Source organism: Azospirillum humicireducens, from assembly GCF_001639105.2.
Lineage (GTDB): Bacteria > Pseudomonadota > Alphaproteobacteria > Azospirillales > Azospirillaceae > Azospirillum > Azospirillum humicireducens.
In genome coordinates, this window is the sequence record NZ_CP028902.1 from 571,931 (window position 1) to 598,305 (window position 26,375).

The window sequence follows — 26,375 nt, forward strand, 5'->3', positions numbered from 1 at the left end:
CGACCCATGCCCGCGATCCGCGTGACCTCCCCGATCCTCGACCCGAACACCGGCAAGCCCATCGTCCGCGAGGTGCTGACCGAGGAGATTTCCGGTCCCACCGTGACCGGCGTGCGCCAGGTGCTGGCCGACCACCCGTCGCAGGGCCTGACGCCGCTGCAGCTGGGCGGCATCCTGGCCGCTGCGGAGCAGGGTGACCCGTCCTCCTATCTGGCTCTGGCCGAGGACATCGAGGAGAAGTTCATCCATTACCGGTCCGTGTTGGCGACGCGCCGCTTGGCCGTTGCCCAGCTGGACGTGACGGTCGAGGCCGCCAGCGACGCCCCGGACGACATCGAGGCCGCCGACCTGGTGCGGCTGGCCATTGCCGACGATGCCTTCGCCGACGTGCTCTATGACCTGCTGGATGGGCTGGGCAAGGGCTTCAGCGTCGCGGAGATCATCTGGGACACGTCGGGGCGCCAGTGGATGCCGGCCCGCATCGTCTGGCGCGATCCGCGCTGGTTCGTCTTCGACCGGATCGACGGCACCACCTTGCGCCTGCGCGATGGCGGCGCGGTCGACGGCGTCGATCTGGCGCCCTTCAAGTACATGGTCCATCGGCCCAAGACGAAGTCCGGCATTCCGATCCGCGGCGGTCTGGCCCGCCCCGCCTGCTGGGCGTGGCTGTTTACCGCCTTCGGCACGAAGGACTGGCTATCCTTCGTCGAGACCTACGGCCAGCCCATCCGGGTCGGCAAGTACGGTCCGGAAGCATCGAAGGCGGACCATGCCGCCCTGCTGCGCGCCGTCCGCAACATCGCCAGCGATGCCGCGGCGATCATCCCGGCCTCCATGCAGCTGGAGTTCGTCGAGGCCAGCAAGGGGACCGCGAACGCCGCCATCTTCCAGGGGCTGGTGGAGTTCTTCGAGCGGCAGACGTCGAAGCTGGTGCTGGGGCAGACCGCGACGACCGACGCGATCGCCGGCGGCCATGCGGTGGGGCAGGAACACCGGCAGGTCCAAGAGGACATCGAGCGCGCAGACGCCCGCCAGCTGGCGGTGACGCTGAAGCGCGATCTGGTGGTGCCGCTGGTCGCGCTGAACATGGGGCCACGCGCCGCCTATCCGACCATCCGGATCGGTCGGCCGGCGCAGGATGATCTTAAACTGCAGCTTGAGGCCCTGAAGGGGCTGGTGCCGCTGGGGCTGCGGGTCTCGGCAAGCGAGGTCCGCGACAAGTTCGGCTTTGCGGATCCCGACAAGGCGGACGAACTGCTGGGCGCACCGGCCCAGACGTCACCGCCAGTCGGCCAGCCGACGACGGCTCCCGGCGCCAAGGCTCTGGCCTCCCAGCAGGCCGCGGAACCGGATGCGGTCGACGGACTGGTGGACGAGCTGCTGGGCGACTGGCAGCCGATGGCTGCGCCGCTGGTGACGGCCATCCTGTCGGCCGCAGAGGATGCGACCAGCGCCGAGGACTTTGTGTCCCGACTGGTCGCGGTAGCCGGCGACGATCACACGGGCGCACTGCGAGAGGCTTTGGCGCGCGGCCAGTTCATGGCGCGGGTCGCGGCGCGGGTTGGCGCGGCCGGCGATGCCTGACCGTTCTCAGCCCTGCCATGTGAGGCGGACCGTCACCAGTCCGAGTTCCTTGCACTTCCCGCACCGCAGCTTGTGCTGCACCTCCTTCAGCCAAGCGTGCTTGCCGTGCTTGGCGATCATGTCCAGCGGGTCGACGTCGGTCGTATGCCCGCATGCCACACATGAGACGGAGACAACCGCGACCGGCCGCACCAGGTCCTCAAGGTGCACGGCGTACATCGGAATGACGGTTATGTTCTTCTTTTGTTCAGTCATGCCGAGAGGATGGAGCCGCTCCTGTCACCGGTCAAGTGGCGCGGTGTGGGCATGACGACGCCGACCCTTTCTCCCCTTCCGCCCGAGCAGGCGATCAAGTTCCTGGAAGCCAAGGGCTACCGGGTTGGCTTCAATTGGAAGGACGTCTGGCAGGAAGAGCATGCCGTCGCCTTCACAGTCGCCAAGATGATGGAGGTCGACCTGCTGGCCGACGTTCACCGCTCGCTGGTGACGGCGCTGAAGGACGGCCAGTCCTTCGAACAGTGGCGCGCCGGGCTTGAGCCGCTGCTGAAGGCGCGCGGCTGGTGGGGCAAGGCGATCGACACCGACCCGCTGACCGGCGAGGAGCAGGTGGTGCAACTCGGCAGCCCGCGCCGGCTGAAGACGATCTTCGACGTCAATGTCAGGATGTCCATGGCGTCCGGCCAGTGGGAGCGGATCGAGCGGCTGGCGCCTGCGCGGCCCTATCTGCGCTATGTCGCCGTCCGCGACGACCGCACCAGACCCGAACATCTGGCGTGGCACGGGACCATTCTGAAGGTCGGCGACCCGTGGTGGAACACCCACAGCCCGCCTTGCGGCTGGAGCTGCCGCTGCACCCTGCAGCAGCTGTCCGCCAAGGACCTGGAGCGGAACGGCTGGACCGAGACGGCCGAGGCCCCGGCCGAGAACCCGCGCCCCTGGCTGAACAACCGGACCGGCGAGACGGTCGAGGTGCCGGCCGGCGTCGATCCGGGCTTTGCCTATCACAAGGGCAAGGCGTCGCGGGAAGCCGAAGCGGCCCGGCAGTTGATGGAGAAGGCGGCCGTTCTGCCGCCCGACATCGCCACCGCCTCCTTCAACCCTCAGCGCTGGGCCGGTCCGCTCGCCGACAGCTTCGCCGAATGGTATGACGGCATCGACTTCTCACGGCCGAAGGGAGAGGTCCGGGTCGCCGGCATGCTGTCCCGCCGGGTGCTCGACAATTTGGCCGCCAAGGGGATCGCCCCTGAGAGCGCGGCCATCACCGTCAAGGACAAGGACCTGCAGCACGCCCAGCGCAAGGGGCACGAGGAGGACGGGATCATGATCCCGCACGAGGTGATGCGCCGCCTGCCTGTCCACCTTGCCAAGCCCAGCGCCGTCCTGTGGGACCGCAATCAGGACCATCTGGTCTATGTTTTCGACGCGGTGCCGGGTGGAGCGAAGCCGACAGGCAAGCTGGTGGTGTATGTCGATGTTTCAAGCAAGGGCCGGGCGGCCGATGGCGCCCGCATCCGTGTGGTGACCAATCCGCTGCACACGGGGTATCTGGTCGATCCGCAGGCTCTGCGCGACCGGATCACATATGAGCTGATTGAAGGGGCGATCTGAGCAGTGAGCCGCCGGGGAGGACGCCACCCCCTCCGTGTTCCGAACCCATCCGAAGATGGGCACAGCGAGCCGGTTGCGGTGTTTACCCGGTCGTCCGGCGGCTCTTTCAGAATATAGGCTGACGCGGGCGGAACGGGAAGCCCGCCAGATCGCCGCTGGTGCGTCCGACTGTCCGGGAGGCACGGACGGGGCGGAACAGGTCCGCACCGGTTTAAAAACCGGTTTAAACGGGCGGCGCGGGGCCATCGTCTCCGATGGGGTGCCCTGCCGGCGACGCCTTCACCCGAAATCGCCCTGAACCCACCCGCAACTTGCTCCGGTTTCTGGCGGGTGCGGACCCGCCAGAATGGCGGCATGACGATCCCGACAACGCTCCATCCGCCCATCGGCGCCGGCACCCGCAACGTGCCGGCGCCGGCTCTGTGTGCCGCCGGCCTGGCCGAAACGGTCGCCACCTGTGCGGTCTTCTCCGACCTCTCGACCGGCGGCACGCCGCCCCGCCGCATCCGGCTGCTGCCGGCCGGCGCGGTGCAGCCGAACGACGGCCGGGCGGGCTGGACGGTGAAGGATGCGGCGGCGGTGGTCGCCGCCTCGCTGGCGACGGCCCCCCATGGGCTGCTCGCCATCGACTATGACCACGCCGCCGATCTGGCCGCGCCGAAGGGCGGGACCGCACCGGCGGCGGGCTGGATCACCGGCCTGCAGGTGACGGCCTATGGCATCGAAGCCGACGTCGAATGGACCGAGGCCGGCGCCCGCGCCATCGCGAGCAAGGAATACCGGTTCATAAGCCCGTCGTTCCTGCACACCGAAGATCGTCAGGTCACCCGCATCATCGGCGCCGGCCTTACCAACCGGCCGGCGCTGTCCCACCTCCCCGCACTCGCCCACCAGGGACATCACATGGATCCGATCCTCAAAGCGTTGCTGGAGGCGCTGGGGCTGCCCCAGAATGCCGACCAAGCGACGGCCGTTGCGGCGGTCACCGGCCTGAAGGCCACCGCCGCCTCCACCACCGCCCTATGCTCCGCGGCCGGTGTCGATGCCGGCGCCACGGCCGACCAGGTCGTCACCGCCGTCACGGCGCTGAAGGCGACCGCCGGTCAGGTCAAGGCCATCGCCTCGGCCGCCGGGCTGGCCGAGACCGCCACGCCGGCGGAGATCGCCGCCGCGGTCACCACGCTGAAGGCGAACGCATCCGCCGCCACCCTGCTCGAAACGCAGGTCGCCACCCTGTCCGGCCGGTTGCAGGCGCTGGAGGGCGACAAGCTGTCGGCCGAAGTCGACGATGCCATCAAGGCCGGCAAGTTCGTGCCCGCCCAGCGGGCCGAGCTGCTGGCCCTCGCATCGGCCAACAAGCCCATCTTCGACAAGCTGGTCGCCAGTGCGGTGCCGGTGGTGAAGCCGGGCGAGCAACTGTCCGGCAACCCGTCGCCCGACGGCGGCCTGACGGCCGAGCAGAAGGCGGTCTGCGCCGCGATGGGGCTGTCGGAGGACGCCTACAAGAAGTCGCTGGGCGTCCCGTCCGGCAAGGAGGGCTAAACGATGGCCGCACTGAGCAACGACCGCAACACCCCGGCCTATTCCGGCGGCTTCCAGTCGATGGAGCGCGATCTCGCTGCCTCCACGACGATCTATGCCGGTTCCATGGTGGCGCAGAACTCGGCCGGCGACGCCGTGCCGGCGGCGGCGACCAACACGCTGACCGTGCTCGGCCGGGCGGCGAACCGGGCGTCGACCGTCGCTGGCAACATTCAGATGGGGACGGTGGTCCGCATCGAGCGCGGCGTCTTCCGCTTCGCCAACTCGGCCAGCTCCGACGCCATCACCATCGCCGATTACGGCAAGCCCTGCTACGCGGTCGACGACCAGACGGTCGCGAAGACCAACGGCTCGGGCGCACGGCCGGTCGCCGGCATCATCCGCGACGTGGACGCCCAGGGCGTCTGGGTCGAGTTCTAAGGAGGGCTCCATGCTCATCACCCCGCCCGCCCTCAACGCCCTCTTTACCGGCTTCCAGACCGCCTACCAGCAGGGCTTCGCCGGCGTCCAGCCGCAGTGGAACCTGGTCGCCATGGAGGCGCCGTCGACCACGGCGTCCGAGACCTACGGCTGGATGAAGGACATCCCCGGCTTCCGCGAATGGGTCGGCCAGCGCGTCGTCCACAACTTGGAAGCCGCCGGCTACACCATCACCAACCTGCCCTGGGAACTGACCATCGGCGTCGACCGCGACGCCATCGAGGACGACAAGTTCGGCATCTTCACGCCGCTGTTCTCGGAGATGGGCCGGCAGACGGCGTCCTTCCCGGACACGAAGGTCTTCCCGCTGCTGAAGGCCGGCTTCAATACGGCCTGCTACGACGGCCAGTATTTCTTCGACACGGATCATCCCGTGATCGCGAAGGACGGCAGCACGGTGTCCGTGTCCAACGTCCAGTCCGGCAGCGGCGACCCGTGGTTCCTGATGGACCTCAGCCGCATGATCAAGCCGATGGTCTACCAGAAGCGTCGTCCCTTCACCTTCACCAGGATGGACGCGCCGACCAGCGAGGTGGTGTTCCGTCAGAAGAAGTACGAGTACGGCGTCGACGGCCGGGCCAACGTGGGTTTCGGCTTCTGGCAGCTCGCCTTCGGGTCGAAGGCGGACCTGACGCACGACAACTACTCGGCTGCCCGCGCCGCCATGCAGAGCTTCAAGCGCGATCACGGCGATCCGCTGGGCGTCAACCCCACGCACCTGGTGGTGCCGCCGTCGCTGGAGGGCAAGGCCCGCCAGGTCGTGGAGAACCAGCGCAAGGCCAACGGCGAAGACAACGAGTGGAAGGGCACTGCCAAGCTCGTCGTCGTGCCGTGGCTCGCCTGACCGGAGAACCGTCGATGAAAGACCTGCTGATCGCCGCCCGCCCCGCCGCCGGTTTCCGCCGCTGCGGCCTGCACCACCCGCCGGCCGAGGTGCGCCACCCCGCCGGCGCCTTCACCGAGGCCGAGGTCCGGGCGCTGAAGGCCGAGCCCAACCTGATCGTCATCGAGGCCGAGCCGGACGGCGGCGCTGACGCGGCGGAGAAGCCGGCCCGCAAGGCCGGCAAGGGCAAGGACGCCCCGGCCGAGGCGCCGCCCCGGCAGTCCCCGCCCCCCGAAGCCTGATCTGACGGGCGGGCATCCCTTGGGTGCCCGCCCGCCGATCACGTCAAACCAGACTGCGCCAGCCGATGCCCTACGTCACCAAATCCGACCTCATTGCCCGCTACACTCAAACCAGGCTGCGCGAGCTGACCGACCGCGAGGCGCCCTATCAGGGTGACATCGTCGACGCGGTGCTCGACCAGGCGATCGCGTCGGCCGCCAGCGTGATCGACGGGCACTTGGCCGCGCGCTACACGCTGCCGCTGGCGCAGGTGCCGGCGCTGTTGACCGACATCGCCGCCCGGCTGGCCTATGCCGCCCTGTTCATCGACACCTGCCCGGACAAGGTCACCGCCGACTACCAGGCGGCCATGCGCAGCCTGCGCGACATCGCCGCCGGCACGGTCCAGCTGGATGCCGGCGCCGTCGCGTCGACGGAGGTGTCTGGCGGTCCGGTCGAGGTGGCCGCCTCCGACCGCGTCTTCGGCCGCGACAATCTGAGGAGCTGGTGATGGCCGATCCGACCGGCGCCAGCATCAGGATCGACGATGCCGCCCTTCGCCGGCTACTGGGCGGTCTGGCGGCGTCGGCCGAGGACATGACCGACCTGATGGTCCAGCTGGCCGGTCAGATGGAACTGGACACCCAGCGCCGTTTCGAGGAGCAGCGCGGACCCGACGGCAACCCCTGGCCGCCGTCGCTCCGCGCGCTGACACAGAACGGCGAGACGCTGACCGACACGGCGCGGCTGCGCCAGTCGATCGGCAGCCGCGTCACACGCAACACTGCAGAGGTCGGCACCAACGTCGTCTATGCCGCCATCCACCAGTTCGGCGGGACGGTCCAGATGCCCGAGCGTCAGCAGACGCTCTACTGGCATCATCGCGGCGACACCGGCAGCGCCGATTGGCAGTCGTCGCGGACCTTCAAGGACTGGAAATTCAGCAAGAGGTCGCGGGCGAACTACAGCGAGGTTCACACCGTGAAGGCGCACAGCATCACCATGCCGGCCCGTCCCTTCCTCGGCATCAATGAGGCCGGCATGGCCGTGCTGGGCGAGATCGCCCGCGACTGGCTTGCCGGGGCCGCCGGGCTGGGAGCCGCGTCATGACCACGCCGATCGATCTGGTCGCGGCGGTCCAGGCCAGACTGCGCGACAAAATTCCAGAGGCGACGCTGCCGGACATCAAGGGCGAGACCGACTTCGCCCGGCTGATCGCGGAGAAGCGGCTGCCGGCGCGCATGCCGGCGGCCTTCGTGGTGGCGCCGGGCTGGAACGCCAACTACCAGCGCCGGGTCGGCGCGGTCAGCCACGACATCACGCAGGGCGTGGCGGTGGTGCTGGTGCAGAGCCATGCCGGCGACGCATCGGGAGCCCTGGCCCGCGCGTCGGTCTGGCCGCTGGAGCTGGCCGTCGTCACCGCCCTGGCCGGCTGGTCGCCCGCGGAAGGCTATCTCGCCTTCGCGGCTACCGAGAGCCGCCTGCAGGGGCTGGGCAGCGCCGGCGCGGCCGGCGCGGTCGCCAGCACCCTGTCCTTCGTCACCGAGTGGAAACTGCACGCCAAGGAAGCCCGCCCATGAAGCGCGCGATCGACACCATCGTCCACGACCAGGCCGACGGGCCGGTGCCGGCCGACAAGCCGGCGCTGGAGAGCCCGCCGCCGGAGACCGCGCCGGCCGCCGATGCACCGGCGGCCGGGCCGGCGGAGACGTCCACCATCATCAAGCGCCGCCGCGGCGGCGGGGAGTAAGCCTGCATGACGACGCTGCCCTCATATCCGGTCCACTGGGACCATAAGACCATCCTGGCGGCCGTCGAGACCGCCTTCGGTGCCGGTTCCGCCGGGCTGACCGGGGCCGACGCCGTCCGGCTGTGGGACGTGACGTGGACGCCGCTGGAGGCGGACAGCAAGGAACTGCCCTACGTCAAGCCGTTCAACGGTGCCAACGCCTCCATCCTGCTGAACAGGCGCAGCAAGCTGTCGTTCAAGGTGGCGCTGGTCGGCGCCGGCACGGGCGGCACCGGCATTCCCTGCTGGGACCCCTTCATGCGCGCCGCCGGTGCGGTGCGGGCGCAGGTCGCCGCCACGCCGGCCGCCACCATCGCCGCCACGGCGACGAAGACGTCGGGCGCCGGCGCCTTCACCTTCGCCCGCACCACGGCCTTCGGCGGCGTCCTGCCGCGCGTGGCGACGCTGACCTGCACGACGGGCGGCGGCAGCGGCGTCGCGGCCTTCACCGTATCGTCCCCGGCCGTTGGCGCCACCCCGGCGTACAATCAGGTCGGCGTCGTCATGACGACGGGCACTCCCTTCGCTTTGCCGGGCGGGGCGGTCATCACGCCCAGCGCGATCGGCACGCCCTTCGCCGCCGGCGACATCTTCACCATCGCCCTGACGCCGGCCGGCTGCACCTACACGCCGTCGAGCGACCGCGCCGGCCACAAGAGCCTGGAGCTGCTGCTGACCCTGCCCGATCCCGAGGACGACACCAAGGCGCAACGCTGGCGCATGCTGGGCGGTCGCTGCGCGATCAAGGCGACGGGTGCCGCCGACGACTACCCGTACTGGGAAGTCGAGGTGACGGCCGACTATGCGGCACCGGTGCTCGGCATCGAGATCGAGCCGGTCTACACGGCCTGGCCCGATCCGCTGGTGGTCGGGACCGAGAACACGCCGGTCGCGCGCCTGTTCGGCAATGACGTGGTGCTGGAGACCTTCGGTTTCGACGCCGGCAACACGGTCGAGTACGTGTCCCGCGTCGGCCGCAAGGGCGCCCGCATCCAGGACGCCAAGGCGTCCTTCACCGCCAAGATCGAAGCGCCCTCGATGTCGTCGGTCGACTTCTTCGCCCTCTGCACCTCGCGCGCTTTCGGCGAGTTCATGGTTCAGCACGGCGTCGCCGCCGGCGAGGCGGTGGTTCTGTCCACCGGCCGCTGGCAGCTCGACCCGCCCAAGCCGGGCGAGAGCAAGAAGGACTTCATGTTCGACCTGTCGGGCAAGGCAGTGCCGCTGACCGAAGGGACCGACTGGTCGATCTTCGCCTCGGCCGCCGCCTGACCTCCCATCCACTAGGAGACCCACCACATGAGCAAAGTCGCCTTTGTCCTGGACGACGAGTTGACGGTCGATGCCCCCGTTCTGATCCAGGTGCCCCAATCCACCCGCGTCAGCGGCGGCAACGCACGCCAGACCTTCGTCACCAAGACGGCCTACGTCACCATCCGGATCCTTCCGACGGAGGACGAGTTGGACGCCGTTCTGGAGGAGGTGGCGGCGCACAACGAAAAGCTGACCCGTCAGATCTCGGAGGTCGAGCGGGAGCGTGCCGAGGCCGCCGATGACGAAGCCCGAGCAGCCATCGACCGCAAGCTGACGGAGCTGCGCCGGACTGCCCGCCTTGCTCAGGTGGAACAGCTGAAAGCGGTTATCGTCGGTCTGCCGACCGGCCACGGCTTCGCCGAAAAGGACGGACGCGCGTGCGAGTATTCGCCCGAGCTGATCGAGCGGCTGTGCCAATTCCGTCCGGTCCGGAATGCCCTCTGGTCGGCCTTCATGGTGGTGCTGAACGGAGACCCCAAGAAGGGAAACTGATCGCCGCCGTCCACCGTTGGGCGGGCGGCGATGCCCCGGCCCGTCAGCGCGACGTCTCTCCCCGGCCAAGCGCATCCGATTGGGAGGAACTGACGGGCAAGGCGGGGGCCGATAGGGAGGAACCGGCCGAGCCGGTGCCGGACGTGGTACGGGTGTGGTCAGGTGTGTGGCCCATCTTCGAGCTGTTCACCGCGTCCGAACGGGTGTGGCGCTATCCGGCGCTGGGAGGCCCGCCCATCGGCCTGGATTGGTCGCAGGTGCGGGCGTTGGCCGATGGGTACGGGGTGCCGTGGGACCGGGAGACGCTGACGTTGATGCAGGCCGCTGAGGCCGAGGCCGCCCGTATCTGGACGGCCGAATGGAAGCGGAAGAACCCGCCGAAGCGGGGCCGATAGGGCACTGACCGGCCATAACTCGGTACGGGGCAGGGTTTGGCGTGATGGTCGAAAATGACCATCGCGCTATTCCCGTTTGTGGTGTGTAACTTGTCTTCCAGCAGCATGAAGGTCGCGTTCCAGTTCGTCGCCGATGCCTCCGGCCTGGTCGGCGGCATCCGCGTGGCGCGTGACGAGCTGGACCGGCTGGGCAAGACCACTGCAGACGCGGCCGAGGGCATGCGCTCGTCCACCGGAACCGCGGTCGAGGCGTCGAAGGGGGTTGCCCGTGAACTCAGCCGCGTCAGCAAAGCCGCGAACGAGGCGGGCGAGAGCTTGGACAGGGCCGTGGGCGGGAACACGGTCTCTGGGATTAACCGGCAGCGTCAGGCAACGAAAGGGCTTGCTGATGACATGGGCGCCGTCGGTGCGCGCGCGAACGCTCTACAACAAGCGGTTAATGGCACCGGCTCCGCTCATGCATCGGCCGCATCCGCAACCGGCAAACACAGCGAGGCTATCAAAGGCTTCAACCGGGATCTGGAGGGCGCGAACGACAACACGCTCACTTTGAGCGGTGCTCTGAGTGGTCTAAGGGGTGCCTTCAGCCTCCTCGGCAGCCTTGCGGGTGGGGAGATGCTCCGCCGGTTCGCGGTTCAGGCGATCGAGACGAGAAAGGAAATTGAACTTCTCGATATTCGCCTGAGGTCCTTGACGGGATCGACCGCAGACTATGGCGAGACGCAGACATTTCTCTCGGGCGCAGCCAACCGCTTAAGCGCTGATCAGCTAACGCTTACTCAGACTTATGCCCAGCTACTGGAACTGAAGCGCGCTGACTTGGTCACCACCGGGCAAGCCAGGACGCTTCTGGAGGGCTTCGTCAACATTCAAAAGGCGACCGGAGCATCAACGGATGAACTGAAGCTCTCATTAGTCGGCATGGCGCAAGGCTTCAGTGCCGGGGTGCTTCATGCTGAGGAACTCGCACAGGTAACTGAGCCCTTACCTGGTCTCATGCAGGCATTGGATCGTGCGTCAGGGAACACTGCCGGCGGGTTTCGGCGACTGGTCAATGACGGTCGCGTGACATCGTCCATGTTCAGAGACGTACTGATCAAGGCGCTGCAAGAGTATGCTGGAGCGGCTGAGAAGGCTGCCAACACAATCGCGGCGGCAGAAACCCGCCGCGACAATGCGCTACGGCGTTTGAAAAACGAGAGCGGCCGTCAGCTGGCCGGAGCCTGGAATGATGCGAATGACATCATTGCGGACGGTGCCAACTGGGCCGCCAGCTATCTCCAGGGGAACAGCCGTAGCCTGGATATCAATCGGCTGACCGCGCTCTATAAGAACCGACAGTACGCGACCTATCAGTTGGAGCGAGCTACGTCGCCCGATGACGCGACCAAGTACTCGGAACGCCTGGACCGCTTGAACCGCCAGATTGCCGCGGTTGAGCAGCGGCTGTCCGAGTTGGGCGCGACCGCCGAAGACACCCATCGCGGAATGTCGGAGATTTGGAAAGAGATCGACATTGGTACCAAGGTTACCGGTGATCAGATCGCGGCGTTTACTGCTGCTGCGCAAGCCGCTGGCTTGAATTATGACAAGGGAAAGCTGCTCACAACCGGTCAAGCTCAACTCGGTCAGGCGGTCAAGGCAGTAAATGAGCTGTTAGCGAAGTCGCCATCGGCATTGAAGGAAATTGGGCTTGACGCGAGCACCCTGACCATGGTGCTCGACAAGCTGAAGGAGAAGTTGGACCCAGTTACTGCAGCGATAGCCGACCTGAACCGTGAGGCGACCACAGTAGCGATCCTTCCAAAATATCGCGATTTATACACGCTCTTTGACAAGGCGACCGAAGAGAAGGGTCGACCGCTGGATGTAAACGAGAGCGCCGACCTTACTGCGGCATGGCGCAAGAAGCGCAACGCCGACAGCGCGGAGCAGGTCCGGCTCGCCAATGAGGCCGCAGCCGCCGCGACCCGGCTGGCGCAGGCACAGGACAGTGGCAGACCGGCGACGGTGGCGGCGGCGCGGGCCGATCTGCAGGTGGCAGAGGCGCTGCGCGACGGTGTGATCGTGCAGGCCGACAAGGCCAGTTACCACGCCGCGAAGTTGAAGGAGAACATGGCGGGGCTGGCCGGGCAGGCGGGAGAGGCCGCGACCGCGTCGAGCCGTCAGGCCCGTCAGGCGCTGGAGCTGGCCGCCGCGACCGAGCAGGGCGGCGCCGCTGCTGCTGCTGCCGCGCTGCGTCACCAGATAGAGAACGAGACGCTGAAGGTCGGCGCCGGCGCCCATGGCGAGTTGGCCCGCCGGCTGACCGAGGAAGACGCCGCCCGCCGCAAGCTGGCCGGTGCGCAATGGAACCGCGACATGGATCTGCAGATCCAGGCGGCCAAGTCGCTTGCCGAAGCGGAAGGGCGCGGGGCCAAGGCAGTGGCCGAGGCGACGACGGCAAACCAGGTTGCGGCACAGGTCGAGAAGGAGGGCGTCGAGGTCGACGGCGCCCGCGCCAAGGCGATCGGCGCCAAGACGGCCGAGCTGCTGAAGTGGCAGGAGCGGCAGAACTACCAGCGCTCGCTGCGTGAGGCCGACGACGACATCGCCCTGCTGCAGCGCGAGCTGGCGCTCCAGGGCGAAGGGGAGACGATCCGCAGCCGCACGCTGGAACTGGCGCGGGCCGAACTGGACATCCGCCATCAGTTCCCCACGGCGACCGAGGCCGAAGTCGCGGCGCTGCTGCGCAAGCATGAGACGGCGATCCGGCTGCGCGAGGACATCGCCCAGCAGCGCGGCTTGTGGGACGAGCTGGGGCGGCTGGGCGAGCGCGCCTTCGACCGCATCGGGTCGGCGATCACGGAAGCCTTCACGCAGGGCAAATCCAGCACGATCAGCTGGGGATCGGTCGCCAAGGCGGTCATGTCGGAGGTGATCCAGGCGGCGATGCAGCTGGCGGTCGTCAACCCGCTGAAGAACTGGGCGACCGGATCGAATGCGCCATCGCTGTGGTCGTCGTCGGGGCAGGACGCCCAAGCAGGCGGCACGGCGGGGGCTGGTGGCATCACTCTCGGCTCCGGCGGCTCCAGCCCGTTCAGCTTGGGCGGGCTGGTGTCCAAGGCGTCGGGCGGATGGCTCGACCGCCAGCTCGGCGGCGGCATCTCCAGCGCCGCCAGCTGGCTCAACACCCCGGTCTACGGCATGAGCGAGGTGCTGAACACGGGTCAGGTCGCTCAGCAGGCGGCCCAGCTGGGGACCGGTGCGCGCGAACTGGCGTCCAACAGCATGCCGCTGGCCGGGTCGCCGGGCTCCGGCGGCGTGACGCCGGGCGACATGCTGTCCGGCGTCGGCTACGGCATCAACGCGTTCATGAACTTCAAGTCGGGGAATGTGGTCGGCGGCATCGGCAACACGGCCGCCACCGTCATGAGCTTCATCCCCGGCTTGCAGGAGTTCGCCCCCTTCGTGGCCCTCGGCAGCCAGCTGCTCGGCGGCCTGTTCGGCAAGAACCGCGGCGAACCGGCTGCCGCCGCGGTTGTCGGCTACAACGGTACGAAGCAGAGCTACGCCGGGTCAGCGACCGACAATGAGGGGTCGGCCGAGCAGGCCCAGCAGCTGCTCCAGTCGCTCGACGCCGCGACCTCGAAGTTCCTGGCGCTGGTCGGCGGCAAGACGACGGGCGAGTTCGGGATCGGCGTCGAGGCAAAGGAGGGCCGCTTCCGCGTCCGTGAAGGCGGTGCCGCCGGTCAGCTGGCCGGCGACTATGCGACGCTCGACGAAGCCGTCATCGCCGGCTTCCGGTACAACGTCAGCAAGGGTCTGATTTCCGCGTCGGACGACGTGCTGAAGGCCGTCAAGAACAGCACCAAGACGGACATCAACGAGTTCCTGGCCGACGTGTCGTTCGCCAAGGACTTCCGGTCGCAGTTCGACGCGATGAATCTTTCGCTGGATCCGACCAGCAATCAGATCCGCAGCTTCACCGAACAGGCGAAGACGCTTGGCGACCAGATCGCCACCAACATCGTCGACTGGCGCACCAAGGCCAGCGAACTGGGGTTGGCGACCGAGACCGAGCTGACCAGCGCTGCCCGCAAGGGCATGCAGGCCATGCTTGGGCTCGGCGCCACAACCGACCCGCTGACCGGTCTGGCGGCCGTCACCAAGCAGGCCGAGATCAATGTCGAGACCTTCCGGCCCGCGCTCGCGACGCTGGGCTACACGGCGGCCGAGCAGGCCGACATCGTCAGCCGCTACACCCAAAAGCTGAAGGACGACTACACCGCGTCGGTCCAGCTGGTGCAGAGGCAGGGCGCCGCCGCAATCGGCGGCCTGACCGATCCGTCCGCCATCGCCTCGATGTCGGACCGCTTTCGCACCGCGCTGGGTCTGGACCCGACGATCAAGGGCGTGGCCGGACTGGTGACGACACTGCAGGCAGTCGAGGCGTCGGCCGTCCGTGGCGCTCTGACCATGGGCGATTTGCGCGCGGCCCTGGCGCAACTGGACACCGCGCTCATGGACGGCGTGGTGACGGGAGAGCAGTACACGTCGCTGATCGCAACGCTGACCAGCGCATGGTCAAATGCGCAGGGTGTGATGTCCGCGCTCCGGCAGGGCCAGATCGCGGTGGAGCAGGCCATCGACGCCGGTTGGCGGCCGACCCTCGACGCCCGGCTGTCGGATGCCGGCCTGTCAGGTGCCGCCATCGAGGCGCTGCGGCCGACGTGGCAGGCCGTGATAGACGGCGCGACGAACGGGGCCGTCAGTGCCGGCCAGATGCGCACCGCCCTGGCGGCACTGGACAGCCAGCTGAAGACGGGCACCATCACCGCCGACCAGCACAAGTCAGCTGTCGCGGTGTTGACTGCGGCTTGGCAGGACAGCACCACCGCAGCAACCCAGGCCGCCGAGGCAGCAACCCAGGCCGCCGAGGCAGCAACCCAAGCCGCTGCGGCGCGGGCCGAGCAGGTCGCGTCGACATGGTCGAGCCTGCTGTCCACCGCCGTCCAGCAGGTCGGCGAGAAATGGCGCACCGTCGCGTCGGACGCGCAGCAGGCGGCGAGTGCATGGTCGAATGTCGCCGACGCCATGTCGCGGGCCAGCCGCGACGTCATGCTCGACACCAGCACGTCGAACCTCGGTTCGAAGGGCTTGCGTGACGCGGCCAAGGAGGAATTCGAGCGACTGCAAAAGGTCATCGCCACCTACGCTGACGCGCAGAAGGAGGGCAAGGCGACCGACGCGCAGCGCACCGCGGCCCTGGACGCCGCCGGCCAGCTGGATGCGATCGGCAAGAAGTACCTGGAAGCCCAGCGAGCCTATAGCGGCGACGGCAGCGCCTACGATCAGACGCTCACGGATGTCCGGGCGGCGTGGGACAGCACCGGCGCGCTCGGCCTGACCCTGAAGTCGGCCGAGACCAAGCGGGCCGAAGACGCGCAGACGACCATCGACCGGTTGGAGCGATTGACCGGCATCGGCAGCGACCAGAGGGCGCTGCTCGATCAGATCAAGGCTGCAATCGGCACAGGCAACACGGACATGGCGCAGCTGGTCGGCCTGGTGCGGAACCTGCCAGGCTACCAGCGCTATGCGGCTCCTGCGGATGTGCAGGCGACGTGGAACGGCCTGTCGACCGCTGCCCGCAATTCGCTGGCCCAGCAGTTGGGCTACAACGGGTCGGCCAATGACGCCGGCTTCAACGATTTCCTGGTCGCCAATGGCAAGGGCGCTTCTTTCGAGGCGCTGGTTCGCGGCATGGCGTCGGCCGTCGCGACACCCTTCCGCGCCAGCAGCGCCGGCATGGCCGGCTGGGAGGCGATGTCGGCGGATCAGCGCACCGCCGTCGCCCGTGAGCTGGGATGGCAGGGCGGCGTGGATGATGCGGCCTTCAACGCCTTCGTCGTCGCGACCGCACAGGGCGGTCGGCTCGACGCGTTGCTGGCGGCGCGGGCGCCGGCCAAGCCCACGCCTCCGCCGCTGTCACCAGAGCAGCAGTATCTGGCCGCCTATCCCGATGTTGCCGCCGCCGGCATGAGCGCCGCCGACCATTACGCCATCCATGGCGCCCGTGAGGGCCGCAACAGCTTCGGCATGACGCTGACCCGCGATCAGGCATATCTGGCGCGCTATCCCGACGTCGCCGCGGCCTACGCCCGCGGCGACGTGAGCAGCGCGGCCTCCCATTACCAGCAGCACGGGGCTGCCGAAGGGCGGGCCTACCAGCGCGGTGGGGTGGTCGGGGCGTCCGGATCGGCGACGGGTGGCGTGGTGGCCAACGGCATTCGCGGCGTCGACAGCGTGTCCGCCGAGTATGCCGGCGGCGGCCGCATCTGGCTGGCCGGACGCGAGGGCATTCTGACCGCCGATGCCACCGCCGCCATCGGCGGCGAAGAGACGATTGCATGGATCAACCGGCACCGTGCGCTACCGACCGTCGTCGGCGCCTACCAGTCGGGTGGCGTGGTCGGCGACAGCGGCTGGGTTGACGCTGCTCCGAAGGCCGCCGCCACGGTCATCGACATGGCGCCGGTGGTGACGGCGGTCGGCGCCGTGCGCTCGGCGGTGCTGGAGATCGGCGGCCAGATCGCAGCCATGGCCGCCAGGCTGGCCGGAGTGGAGGACGCCATCGACAACCAATCGGCCGAGATCCGCATGCTGGGCAACCGCCTGTCGAAGCTGGTGATCCGATGACCGAGCCGACCGCCTGGATCGCCGAGATTGGCATCACTCGACCGAATGGCACCGCCGAGACGCTGTTCGTCACCGATACGCCGATCCGACCGTTTCCTCACAACGACCCCGACCGGCCGAATGTCGTCTACCGGTCGCGGCTGGCCGGGCCGCCCTCCTATTCGGTCGGCACCCATGCGGACCTGTCGCGGCTCGCCGGCGACGTGGGGGCCGGCCAGCTGGAGCTGCTGAATGGGGATGGTGCCGTGTCCTACCTGTCCGGCTGCGCCATCGGGACGGTTCATGTGCGGATGGGTCGCGAGGGGCAATACTGGCGCGAGTGGTCGGCGGTGCTGACCGTGCGGGCCGAGCCGCCGCAGCCGACGCTGTCCGCCCGCTCGGCCGGCAAGGTGACGCTGCCGCTCTATGACCTGCGCGCCAGCCTCGACAGCGACATCGTCACACGGACCTATGGCGGCGGCAACGTCGGCGCCGTCGGCTATGACGGCACGCCGGACGCCGGCAAGGGCGACACCGTACCGCTGTGCATCGGCCGGCCGCTGAACGTGCCCGGCAAAGCGGTCAACACGGTCAGCCGGACGTGGCAGATCGACGACGGTCCCATCGGCAGCGCGGGCACGCTCTACGACCGTGGCGACCTTGCGAACCTCACGCTGGTGGGGACCTCGACGCCGGCCGCCTTCGACGCCGTGGCGCTGACCGCTACGCAATATGCCCGCGACCTGTCCCGCGGCCTGGTGAAGCTGGGCGGCGCCATCGGCGGCGACTTGTCGATGGACCCGGTCGGCCGCACCGATGCCGGCGAGACCGCCGCCACGGCCATCCGCTGGGCGCTGACCAAGCGCGGGGCGGGCAGCATCGGCGACACGCTCGCGAGCTGGGCGCCGTCAGCCACCATCGGCGCCTGGTGGCCCGGTGCGGTCAGGTACCGCGAGCTGGTCGACCTGATGGCGCGATCTGAAGGGGCGGCGGTTCTGCCGGACGCTCTCGGCCGCTGGCAGGTCGCGCGGCTGGACGTGCCGTCCGCGCCGATCGACAGCATCGGCGAGGGCCAAATCCTCGACATCGGCGTTGACGACCAGGATCTCGCCGTGCCGGTCTGGCAGGTGACGGTGAAGGGGCGTCGCAACCACCTGGTACTTGACCGCAGCCGGATCGCCGGCGCGCTCTACGACACCGACCGCGAGGTGTGGCTGAAGGAGGAATGGCGCAAGGCCGTCGCCAAGGCCGAGTGGGTCAAGGCGCGCTGGGGCGACGATGCCCGCGCCGTCGAGGTGGACACCGCGCTGACCCACCAGTCGGACATGGAGGCTTTGGCCGCCCGGCTGCTGACCCTGTTCGGTCCACGTCCGGACGGAACGCCGCGCCGGTCTCTGTTCGTCGTGGTGCCGCTGACGGCCGCCCGGCTGGGCTGGCAGCTGGGCCGGACCCTGCATCTCAGCTACCCGCGCGAGGGCATCGCCGACGACATGCTGCTGCTGGGCATGCAGCCGGCAGCGCCGTCGCGCCACCTCATGCGACTGCGCTTCTTCGGTTGACGTGATGGGCACCGCTGCAATCCTCGACGAAAACCTCGCACTCACCGCCTCCCTGACCGGCGGCAACTGGGCCTTGCCGCTGGAGAACCTGCTGGAGCCGACCGTGCGCGAGACGGTCGCCCGGTGCGTCAGCGGCGATCCCGCCGACGCTTGGTTTGACGTCGTCTGGACCGGACCGGGCACGAAGTTCGACACCATCGTCCTCGCCGGCGGGGCAATCCATCCGCGCGCGACGTTCAGGGTGACGTGGTACAGCCACCGCACAGACCGCTCGGCCGCGTCCATTTTGCAGGGCGGCCCGGACGCGGCATGGCTGCGCGTCTACCCGTCGCCCGACCGCCGCCGGGACCGGAGCTACTACGCCGGCAACTACCTGTCCGGCGGCCAGACCGCCCGCGATCTGGCCGGCAAGACGCCGCAGCTGTTCTACCGGCCGCCGCTATCACCGCGGTGCCGAGCCCTGCGGATCGAGATCGACAACCGTGGACGGCCGCTCGACCTCGGGCACCTGTTCGTGGCTCGGGCCTTCCGGCCGGACTGGCCCCACAACTGGGGCATGGTCCTGGAACCGGTGGACAACAGCCCGGTCGAAGCCACGCCGGGCGGCCGCCGCATCCCGGACCGCCGGCTGGCGCCGGTTCGCAAGACCGTCCGCTTCGACGATCTGACCGAGGACGAAGCGATGCGCTTCCATGACCTCGGCCTGCGCGCCAGCAAGACGGACCCGCTGCTGATGATCGAGGACGTGACGCAAGGCCGCCACCAGTGGCGGCGGGTCAAGCTCGCCACGCTTGAAGACGGCACGATCCCGGTCACTCAAACCGAAGGCGACCTGTGGTCGGCCACCCTGAAGCTGCTGGAGATCATCGGATGACCATGCGTCCAACCGCAGAGATCGACCGTTTGTCGAACCGCTACTACAATGAGAACCCCTACAGCGCGGAGAACCCAGGCGGGCTGGATGAGAGTGACGACGGCCTGACGGCCGGCCACGTCACGAACTTTCCGGACGCGCTCCAGGCGGTCGGGACGGTGGTTAAGTTTGTCGGTGATGTAGCGCTCGATGTCATCGCCAGCGAGGTGAACGCGGCGGCGTCGGCAACAGCTGCAGCTGGCAGCGCGCAGAGCGCCCAGCTGATTGCCCAGGCGACCGCGGCCGACAGGCAGGCCACCGGGCAGGACCGGCAGGCGACCGCTGCCGATCGACAGGCCGTCGCCACCGACAAGGTCGCCGTCCACAACGACCGGCTTGCCGCCGATGCAGACGCGCAAGCCACCGCGGCTGACCGACAGGCGGTTGCCGCCGACAAGGTCGCCGTCCACGCCGACCGACAGGCCGCTGATGCCGACGCACAGGCGACGGCGGCCGACCGGCAAGCGGTGGCGCAGGACAAGGCCGCGGTACATGCCGACCGGCTGGCCACCGAAGTGGCCGCCGCTGCGGCGCAGACCTGGAACCCTGCCAACTATGTGCCGAAGACTGGCGGCGGCTTTACCGGGCAGGTAGGCGTGCCAATCGGGTTATCAGCAGTGCCGGGCTTGGCCTTTGTTGGAGACTCCGACACCGGTCTGGCGCAGGTCGCCGGGCCTAACACGCTGTCGCTGGTGACGGGGGGTGCGGAAGCAATTCGCGCAGAGGTTAATGGCGGGGCGGCATACCTTTACCTGATCGGCGCTACCGGGGCTTATGGCGCAATGCGGTTGCAGGTGTGGAGTGACGGCAACGTCTACCTGGACAACACGAGAAACGGTGGTTCTGTCATCGTGCGGACTGCACAAGGTATCGTCGGTGAATTTATTGATACTGCCGGGGCATCCCGAAATCTGCGGTTTCGTGCATCGACCACCACCCCGGAGATCAGCACAAGCGCAGGCGCGCTCAATTTGACCAGCGCCACAGGTGAGGTGTTGGTCAACGGCGCTCCTATCGGCGGCGGAGAGGACACAGCTGCGTCGATTGCCGCCGCAGCGACCGTCAACCTCGGAAGCACCAGCGCGAAAGCAATCCGGATCACCGCCGGGGCCGGGCCTATCACCGCATGGGGCGTCGCTCCGGCCGGCGCGCATCGAGACATCACCTTCGCCACCAGTGTGGTACTGACCTACAACGCCACCAGCGCCATTCTGACGGGCGGGACCAACATTACGACTGTCGCAGGCGACACATGCAGGATGGAGAGCCTGGGTGCTGGAAACTGGAAGATGCTGTCCTACCAGCGGGCCACTGGACGCGCGCTGAATGGCGCGACTGCGCAAGCACTCAGCTCGACCGACAAAGCATCTGGCATCACAATCAGCAACAACGGCCTCACTGCGACGAACTCGGCAGGCGGCGTTCTGGCAGGCAGGGCGCTATCTTCCATGAGTTCACCGGTCTACTGGGAGGTCATGATTGATGTCATGCCTGGGGTTATGGGCTTCGGTATCGCGAGCGCTTCGGTAGGCCTGACCGATTACATCAGCAACAATCCGGCTGGTTACGCCTACATCCCCGGCGGTCAAAAGGCGACCAACAGCACCCCGTACTCGTTTGGTGCAGGTTGGGGCGCAGGCTCACGGCTTTGCTTCGCGTTCGACCCGGCCAGCGGGAAGCTGTGGGCTGGACAGGTGTCTGGAGGCGTTGCGGTGTGGGGCGGCGGCGGCGACCCGACCTCAGGCGACAACCCAATGTTCATAACGTCGGGGACCATGTACCCGGCTTACTCGTTTAATGGCCAAGGCGCCGCCGTGACGTTTGCGTTCGCAGCGGCGCAACAGGTCGCCGCCGCTCCTGCCGGTTTCTCTGCCTTTGGATGAGGTGACGTAATGGAAATCATCAACACGGTCCCGACCTTCGACGCGACCACGCATCGGATGGCGTCCACCTACACCGATACGCCTGACCCGGAGCGGAACCGCATCGTCCGAGTGTGGGCCGTGGAGCCGATCCCGTTGACGGAAGTGAAGGTGGCCCGCAAGGCCGCCGCAACCGCCAAACGCCACGAAGTGGAGACCGGCGGTATCATCGTGGCTGGGGCGAGTATCCGGACCGACCGGGAGAGCCAATCCTTAATCAACGGTGCCTATTCGCTCGCTCGCGACATGCTGGCCGGTGATGTCCAGACGATGCCCATAGACTTCAAGGGCGCTGACGGATGGGCGGAGATTGAGCCGGCGACTATGCTTGCCATCGGCCGAGCTGTGGCCCTCCATGTCCAGGCTTGCTTCCGCGCCGAGCGGGCGCTGCACGAAGCCATCGACGCGGCTGAAACCGCTGAAGCCGTTATGGCCGTTGACATTGCCAGCGGCTGGCCTGACTGATGCCAGTGTCCACGTCAAACCATCCTGCGCGTCACGTCAAACCATTTTGCGCGCTACATCGGCGGCATGGGCCGCCGCCGCNACCAGGGTCTGGAAGGCCTGCACCAGTTCGTTGTCGGCGAACAGGCGGCGCGACAGAACCTCGTAGCTCGCCATGTCCGGGACCAGCAGGATCAGGATGAAGCTGGCCCTGCCGGTGACCAGATAGCATTGCTGGACCTCCGGCGCCTCGCGGAACAGGCGCTTGGCGGCGGCGATCACCGGGGAGCGGTCGTTGACCGTCTGGACCTCCACCACCACGGTCACGCCCTGGCCGACGCTGACCGGATCGACCACCGCGACGTTGCGGCGGATGATGCCGGCCGCCTCCATCCGGGCGATGCGGCGCTGCACCGCCGGGGCGGAGAGGTTGACGGCCTCCCCGATGACGCGCTGCGACGTCTTGTTGTCGTGCTGGAGAATGCGCAGGATCGCGCGGTCCTGGTCGTCGAGCTGGTCTGGCGGGCGAGCGGTTGTTGAACGCATGGGGGCTCTTGCGAAATAACGATGCGTCGATGGGGCGAAACTTAAGCGCCCGGCGCCAGTCCGTCACAGTATCTTTTCGTCCGGACCCAGCCTCAGACCGGAGCCCCGAGCGTGGCGAACACCTCCACCGATCCGACGACCGCCGGCAGGGCGGATCCCGCAGTGCTTCCCCTCCTGCTTCTTCTGGCCTCGCTGCTGTCGCAATATGTCGGCGCCGCATCGGCCAAGTCGCTGTTCCCGCTGGTGGGGGCGGAGGGCGTCACGGCGCTGCGGGTCGGGCTGGCGGCTCTGATGCTGGCGGCGATCCTGCGGCCCTGGCGCAGCCGCCCCGGCCGCGGGGATTTGCGCAATCTGCTGGTCTACGGCACCACGCTGGGGGCGATGAACCTGTCGATCTACCGCGCGATGGAGCTGATCCCCATCGGCATCGCCATCGCCATCGAGGTGACCGGACCGCTTGCGGTGGCGCTGATCGGCTCACGCCGGCTGAAGGATTTCCTGTGGATCGCCTGCGCCGCGGTCGGCCTTGCGCTGCTGCTGCCACTGCAACAGGCGGCGACCGCGCTCGACCCGGTCGGCGTCGCCTATGCGGCGGCGGCGGCGCTGTGCTGGGCGCTCTACATCGTGTTCGGCAAGCGCGCCTCGTCCCTCCCCGGCGGGCAGGCGGTGGCCTGGGGCATGCTGGTCGCCGCCAGCTTCACGGTTCCGCTGGGGATCGCCCATGCCGGCGGCGGCCTGCTGGTGCCGTCGGTGCTGGCGGCAGGCCTCGCGGTGGCGGCGCTGTCCAGCATGCTGCCCTACACGCTGGAGATGATGGCGCTGCGCCGCCTGCCCGGCGCGGTGTTCGGCCTTGCCGTCAGCGCGTCGCCCGCGGTGGCGGCGCTGATCGGCTTCCTGATGCTGGGCGAACGGCTGAGCTGGGTGCAGTGGGCGGCCATCGCCTGCATCATGTGCGCGTCCGCCGGCAGCGCGCTGGGCAAGGCGGCCGGCGATGCGAAGGCGGGCTGACCGGCGTCCGACGGGTCAGGACCGCAGGATCCGGATCCCGGCTTCGGACAGCCGCGCCGCCCGCCCGGCTTCCAGTCCACCGTCGCAACACAGGATGTCGAAGCTGTCGAGCTTCGCGAAGAAGGCCGGCTTCACCTGATCGAACTTGCTGCTGTCGATCACCAGCGCCTTGGTCAGGGCGTTGGCGATGGCGGTCTGCTTGATCTCCACCTCGTGGAAGTTGGAGCAGCTGATCCCCAGCGCCTCGTGCACGCCGCCGGCCGAGATGAAGGCGGTGTTGATGCCGATGCCGCGCAGCATCTCCAGCGACTCAGGGCTGGAGAAGGATGCCGACGAGGCATGGTAGAGGCCGCCCAGCATGACCACGCGCACGCCCGGCTTGCGGCAGACGATCTCCGCGATGTTCATGGCGTAGCAGACCACCGTGATCTGGCTGTCGGCCGGGATGCGGCTGGCGAGATGGGTGGTGGTGGTGCCGCAATCGATGAAGACCGTCTCCCCCGGTTTCAGTAGGGTCGCCGCCGCTTCGCAGGCGGCCCGCTTCATCTCGATATGGGCGTCGCGCTCCCGGTCCAGCATGTAGCCCATGCCGCCGCTGTTCTCCTGCCCGCCGGCGATGTAGCCGCCGAGATAGGCGAAACGCCCGCCGCAGGACGCGATGTCCCGCCGCACCGTCATCTCGGAAACGCCCAGCAACCGGGCCGCATCCTTCAGCCGGAGATAGCCGCCGGCATCCAGCGCGGTCTGTAATCGGTCGAGGCGATCGGCCTTTCTCATCGACATGTCCGCATCCCGTAGCGCTTCCGCAAAGCCCCTTCCACCCGGCTCCTTCCACCCGACCCAGACACGGCCGCAGCCCGCAATCCAGACGGGTTAATCCCGATGGCGCGACGCCTGAACCGGTGGTGCCGTCGCCACGCTCACAAACGCATGCATTGATCTTGACACATGCCGCGGCAGCGTGGAACTATCCTTTCAGAAAATGTTAGAATGTTAACACCAACGGTATGGCGTTGACGTTCTGGCGGCAATCGAGGAGAGGCCCGGGAAAAGGGTCTCCCCGGGAGGACCAAGATGCCTGTTCCCAGCGTCCCGACGGAGTCGGCCGGCCTGGCTCCGTTCATCGACCACACCATCCTGCGACCCGACGCCCAGCCCGCCGATGTCGAGCGGCTGTGCGACGAGGCGCGCACGCATGCCTTCAAGGCGGTCTGCGTCAACCCGATCTTCATCCCGCTGGTGGCGGAGCGGCTGGCCGGATCGCCGGTGGCGCCCTGCGCCGTGATCTGCTTTCCCTTCGGCGCCGACCCCACGGCGATCAAGGCCGACGAGGCCGAATGGGTGGTTCGCCACGGCGCCCGCGAGGTCGACATGGTGATCCCCATCGGCCTGCTGAAGGCCGGACGGGCCGCCGAGGTCCGCGACGACATCGCCGCGGTCAAGAAGGCCTGCGGCGACGCCCTGCTGAAGGTCATCATCGAGACCTGCCTGCTCAGCGACGACGAGAAGATTCTGGCCTGCCGCCTGTCGCAGGAGGCTGGGGCCGATTTCGTCAAGACCTCCACCGGCTTCGCCGGGGGCGGCGCCACCGCCGAGGATGTTGCGCTGATGCGCCGCACGGTCGGCGACGGCATGGGCGTCAAGGCGTCGGGCGGCGTGCGGACAACCGAGGATGCCTTCCGCATGATCGCGGCCGGCGCCTCGCGCATCGGCGCCAGCGCCAGCGTGGCCATCGTCGGCGGCTGACGCCGCAGGTCCACGCTGTACAGCGTGCCGGCCGGGCGGGTGTTCCGTCCGTCCCAGCCGGCACGGCATCCACAAAAACGGAACGCGGAAGGGGGTGGCAAACACCCCGGCGGCGCCGGTGGGATGTGGCTTTCCGCCCTCCGACCTGCGGCGCTCATCGCCTGCAATGGGAGTCACGCCAACATGAAGAAGTTGCTGTCCTCGCTCATCGTCGCCGCGTCGCTGGTCGCCGTGCCGGCGATGGCGGCCGATCCGGTTCCGACCCCGGATGCCGTCAAGACGCTGAAGTCCGACGCCACCAAGAAGAAATACTCCATCGCCACCGTTGTGAAGGTCGACGGTATCGCCTGGTTCGACCGCATGCGCGACGGCGTGAAGCAGTTCGCCGGCGACACCGGCCACGACACCTGGATGGTGGGGCCGAGCCAGGCCGATGCCGCGGCCCAGGTCCAGCTGGTCGAGAACCTGATCGCCCAGGGCGTGGATGCGATCGCCATCGTCCCCTTCTCCGTCGAGGCGGTGGAGCCGGTGCTGAAGAAGGCGCGCGACCGCGGCATCGTGGTGATCGCGCATGAGGCGTCGAACATTCAGAACGCCGACTATGTGCTGGAAGCCTTCGACAACTTCGCCTACGGCGCCAAGCTGATGGAAGTGCTGGGCAAGGCGATGGGCGGCGAGGGGAAATATGTCTGCACCGTCGGCAGCCTGACCTCGAAGTCGCAGAACGAATGGATCGATGGCGCCATCGCCTACCAGAAGCAGAACTTCCCCAAGATGCAGATGGTGACCAACCGTCTGGAGACCTATGACGACGCCAACACCGACTACAACAAGCTGAAGGAAGTCCTGACCACCTACCCGGACCTGAAGGGCATCATCGGCGGTCCGATGCCGACCTCGGCCGGCGCCGGCCGTCTGGTGGCCGAACGCGGCCTGAAGAACAAGCTGTTCTTCTCCGGGACCGGCCTGGTTTCGGTGGCCGGCCAGTATCTGACCCAGGGCGACATCCAGTACATCCAGTTCTGGGATCCGGCGGTCGCCGGCTATGCCATGAACATGATGGCGGTGATGGCGCTTGACGGAAAGAAGGACCAGATCAAGGCCGGCCTGAACCTGGGCCTGCCCGGCTACACCGCCCTGACCACGCCGCAGGGCGCCAAGGCCAACCTGCTGTACGGCCAGGGCTGGGTCGGCGTGACCAAGGAGAACATGGGCTCCTACGACTTCTGATGACCTGGGGACGGGCGCCGCTGGCCGGAGGACGGCTGTCG

General features: G+C 68.1%; 23 protein-coding genes and 1 pseudogene. 21 read left to right on the plus strand and 3 right to left on the minus strand.

The genetic code is table 11. From position 1 onward, the window contains the following. Positions 1-6 precede the first annotated feature (6 nt). Positions 7-1,584, plus strand: coding sequence for a DUF935 domain-containing protein (locus tag A6A40_RS17165; RefSeq protein WP_108547110.1), 1,578 nt, complete (start codon positions 7-9; stop codon positions 1,582-1,584). Between the two features lie 6 nt (positions 1,585-1,590). On the opposite strand, the gene A6A40_RS17170 is transcribed toward A6A40_RS17165, so the two are convergent. Beyond that, a complete protein-coding gene (locus A6A40_RS17170) occupies positions 1,591-1,839 on the minus strand; it encodes a hypothetical protein (RefSeq protein ID WP_108547111.1) in 249 nt (82 codons plus the stop codon). Positions 1,840-1,890: 51 nt separating this feature from the next. Here A6A40_RS17170 and A6A40_RS17175 point away from each other — a divergent pair, with 51 nt between their 5' ends. The 17 genes from A6A40_RS17175 to A6A40_RS17245 all read left to right on the plus strand — a co-directional run bounded on the left by A6A40_RS17175 (position 1,891) and on the right by A6A40_RS17245 (position 21,825). After that, positions 1,891-3,192, plus strand: a complete 1,302-nt coding sequence (locus A6A40_RS17175; protein WP_108547277.1) for a phage minor head protein — start codon at positions 1,891-1,893, stop codon at positions 3,190-3,192. Positions 3,193-3,546: 354 nt separating this feature from the next. Continuing rightward, positions 3,547-4,734, plus strand: a complete 1,188-nt coding sequence (locus A6A40_RS17180; protein ID WP_108547112.1) for a phage protease — start codon at positions 3,547-3,549, stop codon at positions 4,732-4,734. Positions 4,735-4,737: 3 nt separating this feature from the next. Then, positions 4,738-5,154: a hypothetical protein gene (locus A6A40_RS17185; RefSeq protein WP_108547113.1), complete on the plus strand. Its 417-nt coding sequence runs from the start codon at positions 4,738-4,740 to the stop codon at positions 5,152-5,154. A gap of 10 nt (positions 5,155-5,164) precedes the next feature. After that, positions 5,165-6,058 (plus strand): Mu-like prophage major head subunit gpT family protein, encoded by an 894-nt coding sequence (locus A6A40_RS17190; protein WP_108547114.1) that lies wholly within the window; start codon positions 5,165-5,167, stop codon positions 6,056-6,058. A 14-nt stretch (positions 6,059-6,072) separates the two neighbouring features. Beyond that, positions 6,073-6,339 carry an HI1506-related protein gene (locus tag A6A40_RS17195; protein WP_108547115.1) on the plus strand — a complete coding sequence of 89 codons (267 nt, stop codon included), beginning with the start codon at positions 6,073-6,075 and terminating at the stop codon, positions 6,337-6,339. Between the two features lie 65 nt (positions 6,340-6,404). Then, on the plus strand, positions 6,405-6,830 hold the full coding sequence (locus tag A6A40_RS17200) for a gp436 family protein (protein ID WP_108547116.1): 426 nt from the start codon (positions 6,405-6,407) through the stop codon (positions 6,828-6,830). Further along, positions 6,830-7,429 (plus strand): phage virion morphogenesis protein, encoded by a 600-nt coding sequence (locus A6A40_RS17205; RefSeq protein WP_108547117.1) that lies wholly within the window; start codon positions 6,830-6,832, stop codon positions 7,427-7,429. The genes A6A40_RS17200 and A6A40_RS17205 overlap by 1 nt, the downstream gene beginning before the upstream one ends. Beyond that, a complete protein-coding gene (locus A6A40_RS17210; RefSeq protein WP_108547118.1) occupies positions 7,426-7,899 on the plus strand; it encodes a phage tail terminator protein in 474 nt (157 codons plus the stop codon). The genes A6A40_RS17205 and A6A40_RS17210 overlap by 4 nt, the downstream gene beginning before the upstream one ends. Continuing rightward, positions 7,896-8,069 (plus strand): hypothetical protein, encoded by a 174-nt coding sequence (locus A6A40_RS30740; protein ID WP_158279307.1) that lies wholly within the window; start codon positions 7,896-7,898, stop codon positions 8,067-8,069. Before A6A40_RS17210 ends, A6A40_RS30740 begins: the two co-directional genes overlap by 4 nt. A gap of 6 nt (positions 8,070-8,075) precedes the next feature. Next, positions 8,076-9,377, plus strand: coding sequence for a hypothetical protein (locus tag A6A40_RS17215; protein ID WP_108547119.1), 1,302 nt, complete (start codon positions 8,076-8,078; stop codon positions 9,375-9,377). Between the two features lie 27 nt (positions 9,378-9,404). Continuing rightward, positions 9,405-9,911: a hypothetical protein gene (locus A6A40_RS30445; RefSeq protein WP_146191580.1), complete on the plus strand. Its 507-nt coding sequence runs from the start codon at positions 9,405-9,407 to the stop codon at positions 9,909-9,911. A 164-nt stretch (positions 9,912-10,075) separates the two neighbouring features. Next, positions 10,076-10,306, plus strand: coding sequence for a hypothetical protein (locus A6A40_RS30745; RefSeq protein WP_158279308.1), 231 nt, complete (start codon positions 10,076-10,078; stop codon positions 10,304-10,306). A 54-nt stretch (positions 10,307-10,360) separates the two neighbouring features. Then, a complete protein-coding gene (locus tag A6A40_RS17225) occupies positions 10,361-16,987 on the plus strand; it encodes a tape measure protein (RefSeq protein WP_108547121.1) in 6,627 nt (2,208 codons plus the stop codon). After that, positions 16,984-18,525, plus strand: a complete 1,542-nt coding sequence (locus A6A40_RS17230) for a hypothetical protein (protein ID WP_108547122.1) — start codon at positions 16,984-16,986, stop codon at positions 18,523-18,525. The genes A6A40_RS17225 and A6A40_RS17230 overlap by 4 nt, the downstream gene beginning before the upstream one ends. A gap of 4 nt (positions 18,526-18,529) precedes the next feature. Further along, positions 18,530-19,399 (plus strand): hypothetical protein, encoded by an 870-nt coding sequence (locus A6A40_RS17235; RefSeq protein WP_108547123.1) that lies wholly within the window; start codon positions 18,530-18,532, stop codon positions 19,397-19,399. Continuing rightward, on the plus strand, positions 19,396-21,321 hold the full coding sequence (locus A6A40_RS17240; RefSeq protein ID WP_108547124.1) for an SPRY domain-containing protein: 1,926 nt from the start codon (positions 19,396-19,398) through the stop codon (positions 21,319-21,321). Before A6A40_RS17235 ends, A6A40_RS17240 begins: the two co-directional genes overlap by 4 nt. A 9-nt stretch (positions 21,322-21,330) precedes the next feature. Further along, positions 21,331-21,825, plus strand: a complete 495-nt coding sequence (locus A6A40_RS17245; protein ID WP_108547125.1) for a DUF4376 domain-containing protein — start codon at positions 21,331-21,333, stop codon at positions 21,823-21,825. 82 nt (positions 21,826-21,907) lie between these two features. Here the strand turns inward: A6A40_RS17245 and A6A40_RS17250 are convergent. Next, a pseudogene (locus A6A40_RS17250) lies at positions 21,908-22,350 on the minus strand (Lrp/AsnC family transcriptional regulator); the annotation flags it as partial. A gap of 111 nt (positions 22,351-22,461) precedes the next feature. On the opposite strand from A6A40_RS17250, the gene A6A40_RS17255 reads away from it, so the two are divergent. Continuing rightward, positions 22,462-23,358, plus strand: coding sequence for an EamA family transporter (locus A6A40_RS17255; RefSeq protein ID WP_236783852.1), 897 nt, complete (start codon positions 22,462-22,464; stop codon positions 23,356-23,358). A 15-nt stretch (positions 23,359-23,373) separates the two neighbouring features. Here A6A40_RS17255 and A6A40_RS17260 read toward each other — a convergent pair whose 3' ends face one another. After that, positions 23,374-24,141: a DeoR/GlpR family DNA-binding transcription regulator gene (locus A6A40_RS17260; protein ID WP_108547127.1), complete on the minus strand. Its 768-nt coding sequence runs from the start codon at positions 24,139-24,141 to the stop codon at positions 23,374-23,376. A 291-nt stretch (positions 24,142-24,432) separates the two neighbouring features. On the opposite strand from A6A40_RS17260, the gene deoC reads away from it, so the two are divergent. Both deoC and A6A40_RS17270 read left to right on the plus strand, forming a co-directional pair. Next, the gene (gene deoC / locus A6A40_RS17265) at positions 24,433-25,104 is read left to right on the plus strand and encodes a deoxyribose-phosphate aldolase (RefSeq protein WP_108547128.1); all 672 of its coding nucleotides are present in this window, start codon (positions 24,433-24,435) and stop codon (positions 25,102-25,104) included. Positions 25,105-25,287: 183 nt separating this feature from the next. Further along, positions 25,288-26,334 (plus strand): autoinducer 2 ABC transporter substrate-binding protein, encoded by a 1,047-nt coding sequence (locus A6A40_RS17270; RefSeq protein WP_108547129.1) that lies wholly within the window; start codon positions 25,288-25,290, stop codon positions 26,332-26,334. Positions 26,335-26,375: the final 41 nt, after the last annotated feature.